Source organism: Streptomyces sp. PA03-1a (genome assembly GCF_033792805.1).
In the GTDB taxonomy this organism is placed as follows: Bacteria; Actinomycetota; Actinomycetes; order Streptomycetales; family Streptomycetaceae; genus Actinacidiphila.
The window spans coordinates 1-6,312 of the sequence record NZ_JARAVO010000367.1; the positions used below are offsets into that span (position 1 = coordinate 1).

The following is a 6,312-nucleotide window of genomic DNA, read 5'->3' on the forward strand; positions in this document are numbered from 1 at the left end:
TCACCGCCCGCAAGGGCTGACCCCGGCACACCACCGGCCGGCAGCACACACCCACCGGAGCCCCGTGACGCCCCCTGACGGCACCACGGGGCTCCGGCGTGTCCGTCACCCGCCCAGGTAGCCCCGCAGCAGCCGCTTGCACTCGGCGATCAGCACCGGATCGCCCTCGGGGTCCCGGCGGAAGGCGAGTCGCAGGACCGCGTCGGCGGACTCGAGGGCGACGTGCAGCCGCACGCGCGCGGCGGCCTGGTCCTGGTCGCCGAGCAGCCCGCCGACGAGGAACCAGAGCCGGTCGGCGACGGCCGCGTTGTTCTCCAGCACCGCGTCGAGGAGGTGGACGCTGCGGGGGTCCTCGCGGCCGATCGCCCCGAAGTCCACCACGCCGAAGCCCGGTACGGCGCGGCGCATCGCGACGTACTCCTCGATCGCCAGGTCCACCATCGCCCCGATCCGCGGCGGGCGTTCGGCCTCCACCCGGCGGGCGAGCCGGTCGGCGAAGTGCCCCAGGTTCCGTTCGGCCAGCGCGCCCAGCAGCCCGTCGACGCCGGGGAAGAACTGGTACAGCGTCCCGATCGGGACGTCGGCGCGCCGGGCCACCTCCTTGGTGGTGAGCGCCGTGTAGCCGACCTCGTCCAGCAGGTGCGCGCAGGCGTCCAGGATCCGGTCGAAACGTTCCCGGCTGCGCTGCTGCACGGGGCGACGGCGGAGGGGGCCGGACGGATCGGTGGGTGCCTGCATGGTCCCACTCTGCCGGATCGGGTGTACGTTGGCGAGGCCCAACATGAGCAACCCTCATGTTCTTCGCGTACGGCAGAGGAGAGGATCCCGATGTCCCCGCTTCCCGCCTCCTTCAGCTGGGGTGCGTCCACCGCCGCGTACCAGATCGAGGGCGCCGTCGCCGAGGACGGCAAGGGGGCGTCCGTGTGGGACACCTTCAGCGCCCGGCCCGGTGCGGTCCGCGACGGCCACACCGGTGAGGTCGCCTGCGACCACTACCACCGCCACACCGCGGACGTCGCGCTGATGAAGGGCCTCGGGCTCGACGCCTACCGCTTCTCGATCTCCTGGCCGCGCGTCCTGCCGGAGGGCCGGGGCCGCGTCGAGCCGCGCGGACTCGGCTTCTACGACCGCCTGGTGGACGAACTCCTCGCCGCCGGCATCACCCCCACGCCGACCCTCTTCCACTGGGACCTCCCGCAGGCGCTGGAGGACGGGGGCGGCTGGCTGAACCGGGACACGGCCCGCCACTTCGCCGAGTACGCGGCCGTCGTCGCCGGGCGCCTCGGCGACCGGGTCACGCGCTGGATCACCCTCAACGAGCCCTTCGTCCACATGGTGTTCGGCTACGCCTTCGGCACCCACGCCCCCGGCCGCGCCCTGATGCTGGAGGCGCTGCCCGTCGCCCACCACCAGCTGCTCGGGCACGGGCTCGCCACCGCCGCGCTGCGCGCGCACGCCGCCGTCCCCGCGCAGGTGCTGATCGCCAACAACTGCACCCCGGTGCGGACCCGCGAGGGCGCCACCGACGCCGACCACGCCGCCGCCGCGGCCTACGACACGCTGCACAACCGGCTGTTCACCGACCCGCTGCTGCTCGGCGGCTACCCCGACCTGTCCGCGTACGGGCTGACCGACCCGACGTGGGGCGGCGTGGTCCACGAGGGCGACCTCGCGGTGGTCGCCGCGCCCCTCGACGGCCTGGGCGTCAACTACTACAACCCCACATGGATCGCCGCCCCTTCGGCGGAGGCCGGCCTGCCCTTCGACATCCTGGAACCGGACGCGGCCGTCCCCGGTCCCCCGTACCCGCGCACGGCCTTCGGCTGGCCGGTGGTGCCGGACGGCCTCACCGAACTGCTCACCGGTCTCGACGCGCGGTACGGGGCCGCGCTCCCGCCCGTCTGGATCACCGAGAACGGCTGCTCCCAGGCCGACCACCCCTCGGACGACGGCGAGGTCCGGGACGAGGCCCGCATCGACTACCTGCGCACCCACATCAAGGCCGTCGAGACCGCGCACGCCCGCGGGGTCGACGTCCGCGGCTACTTCACCTGGTCGCTGCTGGACAACTTCGAATGGGCCGAGGGCTACCACCAGCGTTTCGGGCTCGTCCACGTCGACTACGCGACCCAGCGGCGGACGCCGAAGGCCTCCTACCACTGGTACCGGGAGCGCATCGCGCAGGCACGCCGCACCGCGCCCTGATGCGTCCGTATCCCTTGGCGGCCCGCCGGCCCGGCACTACACTCGCGCGAACATGAGATGACCTCATGTTCTCGGGTGCTGCAGGGGGAACCGCATGCGCCACACCGGTGAGGACGCCGCCCACACCCGGACACCCTGTCGGCCGAACCGGTCGCCCGGGTCCGTCCGGCCTGGACCGCCCTGCTCAGCCTGGCCACCCTGGCCGTCTTCATGGCCTTCATGACCCCGATCCAGATCCTGCTGCCGCTGCAACTGGAACACATCGACCCGGCCGGGAAGCACACGGCGCTGTCCTGGGTGACCGGCGCGGGCGCCCTGGTCGCGATGGTCGCCAACCCCGTGGCCGGCGCCCTGTCCGACCGGACGGCCTCCCGGTTCGGGCGCCGCCGGCCGTGGATCGTCGGCGGCGCGCTCGCCGGGGCGGCGGGACTGCTGGTCACGTCCGGTCAGCACACCGTCCTCGGCGTGGCCCTCGGCTGGTGCCTCGCCCAGGCCGGGCTCAACGCCATGCTCGCCGGGGTCACCACGCCCATCGCCGACCGTGTGCCGGTCGCCCAGCGCGCCGAGGTCTCCGGGTGGACCGGCATCACCCAGTCGCTCGGCCTGGTCATCGGCGCCGTCGTCACGACCACCGTGGTCACCGGGGTCGCCTCGGGCTACGCGACGATCGCGCTGCTGACCGTCGTCCTCGCGCTGCCCTTCGTGCTCCGCTTCGGCGAACCCGCGCTGCCCCGTGCGCTGCGTCCGCCCCTCGACCCGCGGCGCCTGGTCGCCGGCCTGTGGGTGAGCCCGCGCCGCCACCCGGACTTCGGCTGGGCCTGGCTGACCCGCTTCCTGATCAACCTGGGCAACGCGATGGGCACGCTGTACCTGCTCTACTACCTCACCGACTCGGTCGGCCTCGAGGACCCCGACACGGGCGTACTGGTCCTCACCCTGATCTACACCCTGTGCGCGGCGCTCACCGCCGTCCCGGTGGGCGTGCTCTCCGACCGGGCCGGCCGCCGCAAGGTCTTCGTCCGGCTCTGCGCCGTCGTCATGGCCCTCGGTGCGGTCCTGCTGGCCTGCGTCCACACCTGGCCCGCCGCCATGGCCGCGGCCGCGGTGCTGGGCGCCGGCTTCGGGATCTACCTGGCCGTGGACCAGGCCCTGGTGACCCAGGTCCTCCCGGCCGCCGAGAACCGGGCCAAGGACCTCGGCGTCATCAACATCGCCAACTCCGGCCCCCAGGTGCTCGCCCCCGCCGTCGCCGCCCCCGTCATCGCCCACCTCGGCGGTTACACCGGCCTGTACCTCGCGACCGCGCTCGTCACGCTGCTCGGCGGTGTGCTCATCGCCCAGGTGCGTGCGGTCCGTTAGGGCCACGGCGGATGAACTCCCCGGCGCGCCCCCGGGCGGATCGATAGAGGCCTTCGATCAAGCGATAGGAAGGCGGTCTTGGACGTGCCCCGCGCGGCGACGCCACGATCGAGGGGTGATCCCCGTCGTCACGGAAGAGCCGCCGTGGGCCGGATACGGGGATGGTTCCGAGGAGTCCCCATGCTGATTCCGCGCGCCCCGGGGGCCTGTGCCCCGCCCCGCCCCGAGACCGGTCACCCCCATGGCGACTGACACGCCCGGGGCGACCAGGACCGCCGACGCCGCGCCCCGCCAGGCGGAGCCGGCGCCCGAACGCCGCCGCAAGCACCACCTGCCGCGGCTGCCCCCGCGGACGATCGCCTCGGCGGCCGTCACGACCTCGGTCGGACTGGCCGTGCTGGTGGCGCTGGGCACGCTCACGCACCAGACGGTGCTCGTGCCGCCGCTCGCGGCCACGATGGCGATCGTCACCGCGACCCCTGAATCCCCCCTCGCCCAGCCCCGCCACGTCATCGGCGGCCACATGCTGTCCTGCCTCGTGTGCTTCGGGGTGCTGGCCCTCGGCTGGCACGGCCCCTGGGCCGCCGTCGTGGGCTGCGGCATCGCCTGCGGGCTGGTGCTGCTGCTGCGGACGCCCCATCCGCCGGCCATGGCCACCGCCGTCATGATCATGCTCACCACCCCGTCCGCCACCCACTTCGTCCCGTTGCTGGCCGCCGGCACGGTGCTCCTCGTAGCGGTGCAGATGGTCTCCTCCCGCTTGAGGCGGCAGGTCTACCCCACGACGTGGTGGTGAGGGCTCATCATCGCGCGGCCGGGATATTGTGGTTGAACCGGAAGAGGTTGTCCGGGTCGTACCGCGCCTTCACCTCGCCCAGCCTGCGGTAGGTCTCCGGGGCGTACGCCGGCACGGGACGCCAGGAGGCTGGCGTCCGCCGTGTCGGGCCCCGTGCTGAGGCCCGGGGACGACGCCTACGCCGGCGAGTGCTCGGGGGCCAACCTCGCCGTGGCGCACGGTCCTCGGGAAGCATGGGCCGCGCGTGACCTGGCCGGGGGGGCAGCGGTTCCGCGGCCAACGCCACCGGGACCTCTGCCAGGCCCAGCCGGATGGCCACGGCGATCCTGTGGTTGCCGTCGAGCGTCGCGAACTCCTCGTTGAAGCCGAGGCGGAGCGGCACGAGGATCCCGTGCGTGCCGATGTCCGCCGTCAGCGCGTCGAGATGGCGCGGCGTGTCGACGAGGGCGGAGCCCACGACCTCCCGGTCGACCGCCCGGTACCTCGCGACGAGAGCGGTGGGCAGGTGTACGGGCGAATGCGGCATCCGCCCATGATGACCGCCCCGTGACCCGCTCGACCCGAGGCCGCGGTTGCGGCGCCCGGCCGGCAAGCCGGGCGCCGCAACCGCGCACCTCAGGCCGACGCGGTGACCGTTTCGCCGAGGTGCCGGGCGAAGAAGCGGACCGCGCTGTCAGCCTCGAAGCGGGGCAGCTCCTTGTGCTTGCCCGAGTTCACGTGCAGTGACTTCTCCTTCGAGGCGAAGGCGTCGAACAGCGCGAGTCCCTCCTCGCGGGAGATGTGCTCGTCGTCCCACTGCAGGTCGAACTCGACCGGAATGGTGATCTGCTGCGCCTTCTCGGCCAGGACGTCGGGCCAGTGCTGGCCGAAGACCGCAGCCGTGATCCGGGGTTCGGCTGCCACGAACGGCACGCCGATCGCGGTGCCCATGTTGATGCCCCAGTAGCCGACCGGCCCGTCGGTGCCGATCTCCGGAAGCTCCTGGAGGGCGTCCAGGAGCGCCCGGTACTCGGGCACGGCGAGCGCCGCCAGGTGGTCGTTGTAGCGGACGACGATCGGGCCTTCCGGCTCGCCGGCCGCCCGCGCCCGGAACAGCTCGGCGATCTCCGCTTCGTCGTGCGCCGTGCGCGGCCGGTCGCCGTGACCGGGAGCGTCAAGGACGGCGACGTGGAAGCCGCAGCCGGTCACCAGGCGCTGCGCCCGGCCGGACATCGCTGGGTGCTTCTTGTGGTTGCCGCCGCCGTGCCCCATCAGAACCAGAGGCGCGGGCTGGGCGCCGGCAGCCGGCGACCAGAGGACACCGGGGACCCCGTCCACGGTGAAGTCGCGCTCGACCACGCCGTTCGATGACGACTCGGCGGTGAATTGCAGAGAGTGCATGGGTGTGTGCCTTTCGGGAGTGCCTTGATGTCGAGGCGCTCCCGGCGACACCTATGTCAATCGCCAGACCGTGACGGCAAGGGGAGCACCCACAGAGATACCGCGTTCATGGGTCTCACCTCCTCGGGCGACGTCACGGGCAACTGAAGCTAACAGGTCGATCATCGGCCTGCCCGGGATTTTTGCCGACGCTTGATCAAGCCCGGGGCGGGGCGACCCCGGTGGGACCCCTTCTGGTTCCCGATGTGGGCTGCCTTCCCGGGAAGAGGCGGGATCCGCCATTACCCCGGACGTAATCGACCCCTCGTCGCCGCCCCGGCAGGGTGGTCGTACCGGGCGGACGGGGTGGCGCACTCCACCCCGTCCGGCCGGGCCACACAGCCAGGATGAGGAGGACCGTGATGTCGCAGAACCGGTACGAGGCCGCCGTCGCCCGTTACTTCGAGGCGTGGAACAGCGCCGCGGACGCGGAGGCGCGGGCGAAGGCGGTGGCCGCCGCGTGGGTGGAGGACGGCACGTACACGGACCCGCTGGCGCAGGTGGCGGGGCATGAGGGGATCGGGGCGTTGATC

The 6,312-nt window shown here is 72.9% G+C and carries 6 protein-coding genes and 1 pseudogene; 4 read left to right on the forward strand and 3 right to left on the reverse strand.

What is annotated here, in order from left to right:
• Positions 1 to 105: 105 nt before the first annotated feature.
• Complete coding sequence (locus tag PV341_RS43015) at positions 106 to 738, reverse strand: TetR/AcrR family transcriptional regulator (protein ID WP_500321513.1); 633 nt, start codon at positions 736 to 738, stop codon at positions 106 to 108.
• Positions 739 to 828: 90 nt separating this feature from the next.
• Between PV341_RS43015 and PV341_RS43020 the strand changes: the two genes are divergently transcribed.
• The 3 genes from PV341_RS43020 (at position 829) to PV341_RS43030 (ending at position 4,360) form a co-directional block, all read left to right on the forward strand.
• Positions 829 to 2,205 carry a GH1 family beta-glucosidase gene (locus PV341_RS43020; protein ID WP_500360727.1) on the forward strand — a complete coding sequence of 459 codons (1,377 nt, stop codon included), beginning with the start codon at positions 829 to 831 and terminating at the stop codon, positions 2,203 to 2,205.
• 135 nt (positions 2,206 to 2,340) lie between these two features.
• Positions 2,341 to 3,564 (forward strand): MFS transporter, encoded by a 1,224-nt coding sequence (locus tag PV341_RS43025; protein ID WP_500360731.1) that lies wholly within the window; start codon positions 2,341 to 2,343, stop codon positions 3,562 to 3,564.
• 241 nt (positions 3,565 to 3,805) lie between these two features.
• Positions 3,806 to 4,360 (forward strand): HPP family protein, encoded by a 555-nt coding sequence (locus PV341_RS43030; RefSeq protein WP_500321510.1) that lies wholly within the window; start codon positions 3,806 to 3,808, stop codon positions 4,358 to 4,360.
• Positions 4,361 to 4,367: 7 nt separating this feature from the next.
• On the opposite strand, the gene PV341_RS43035 is transcribed toward PV341_RS43030, so the two are convergent.
• Positions 4,368 to 4,886, reverse strand: coding sequence for a BBE domain-containing protein (locus PV341_RS43035; protein WP_500360729.1), 519 nt, complete (start codon positions 4,884 to 4,886; stop codon positions 4,368 to 4,370).
• An 89-nt stretch (positions 4,887 to 4,975) separates the two neighbouring features.
• Entirely contained in the window at positions 4,976 to 5,740 is a 765-nt protein-coding gene (locus tag PV341_RS43040; protein ID WP_500321508.1) for an alpha/beta hydrolase family protein, read from the reverse strand.
• Positions 5,741 to 6,141: 401 nt separating this feature from the next.
• Here PV341_RS43040 and PV341_RS43045 point away from each other — a divergent pair.
• Positions 6,142 to 6,312: pseudogene (locus PV341_RS43045) on the forward strand (nuclear transport factor 2 family protein); the annotation flags it as partial.

What these genes read in the sequence shown, in the direction of transcription:
- PV341_RS43040 (WP_500321508.1), bottom strand. Translation starts at nt 5,740, where the DNA reads ATGCACTCTCTGCAATTCACCGCCGAGTCGTCATCGAACGGCGTGGTC.
- PV341_RS43015 (WP_500321513.1), bottom strand. Translation starts at nt 738, where the DNA reads ATGCAGGCACCCACCGATCCGTCCGGCCCCCTCCGCCGTCGCCCCGTG.
- PV341_RS43035 (WP_500360729.1), bottom strand. Translation starts at nt 4,886, where the DNA reads ATGCCGCATTCGCCCGTACACCTGCCCACCGCTCTCGTCGCGAGGTAC.
- PV341_RS43020 (WP_500360727.1), top strand. Translation starts at nt 829, where the DNA reads ATGTCCCCGCTTCCCGCCTCCTTCAGCTGGGGTGCGTCCACCGCCGCG.
- PV341_RS43030 (WP_500321510.1), top strand. Translation starts at nt 3,806, where the DNA reads ATGGCGACTGACACGCCCGGGGCGACCAGGACCGCCGACGCCGCGCCC.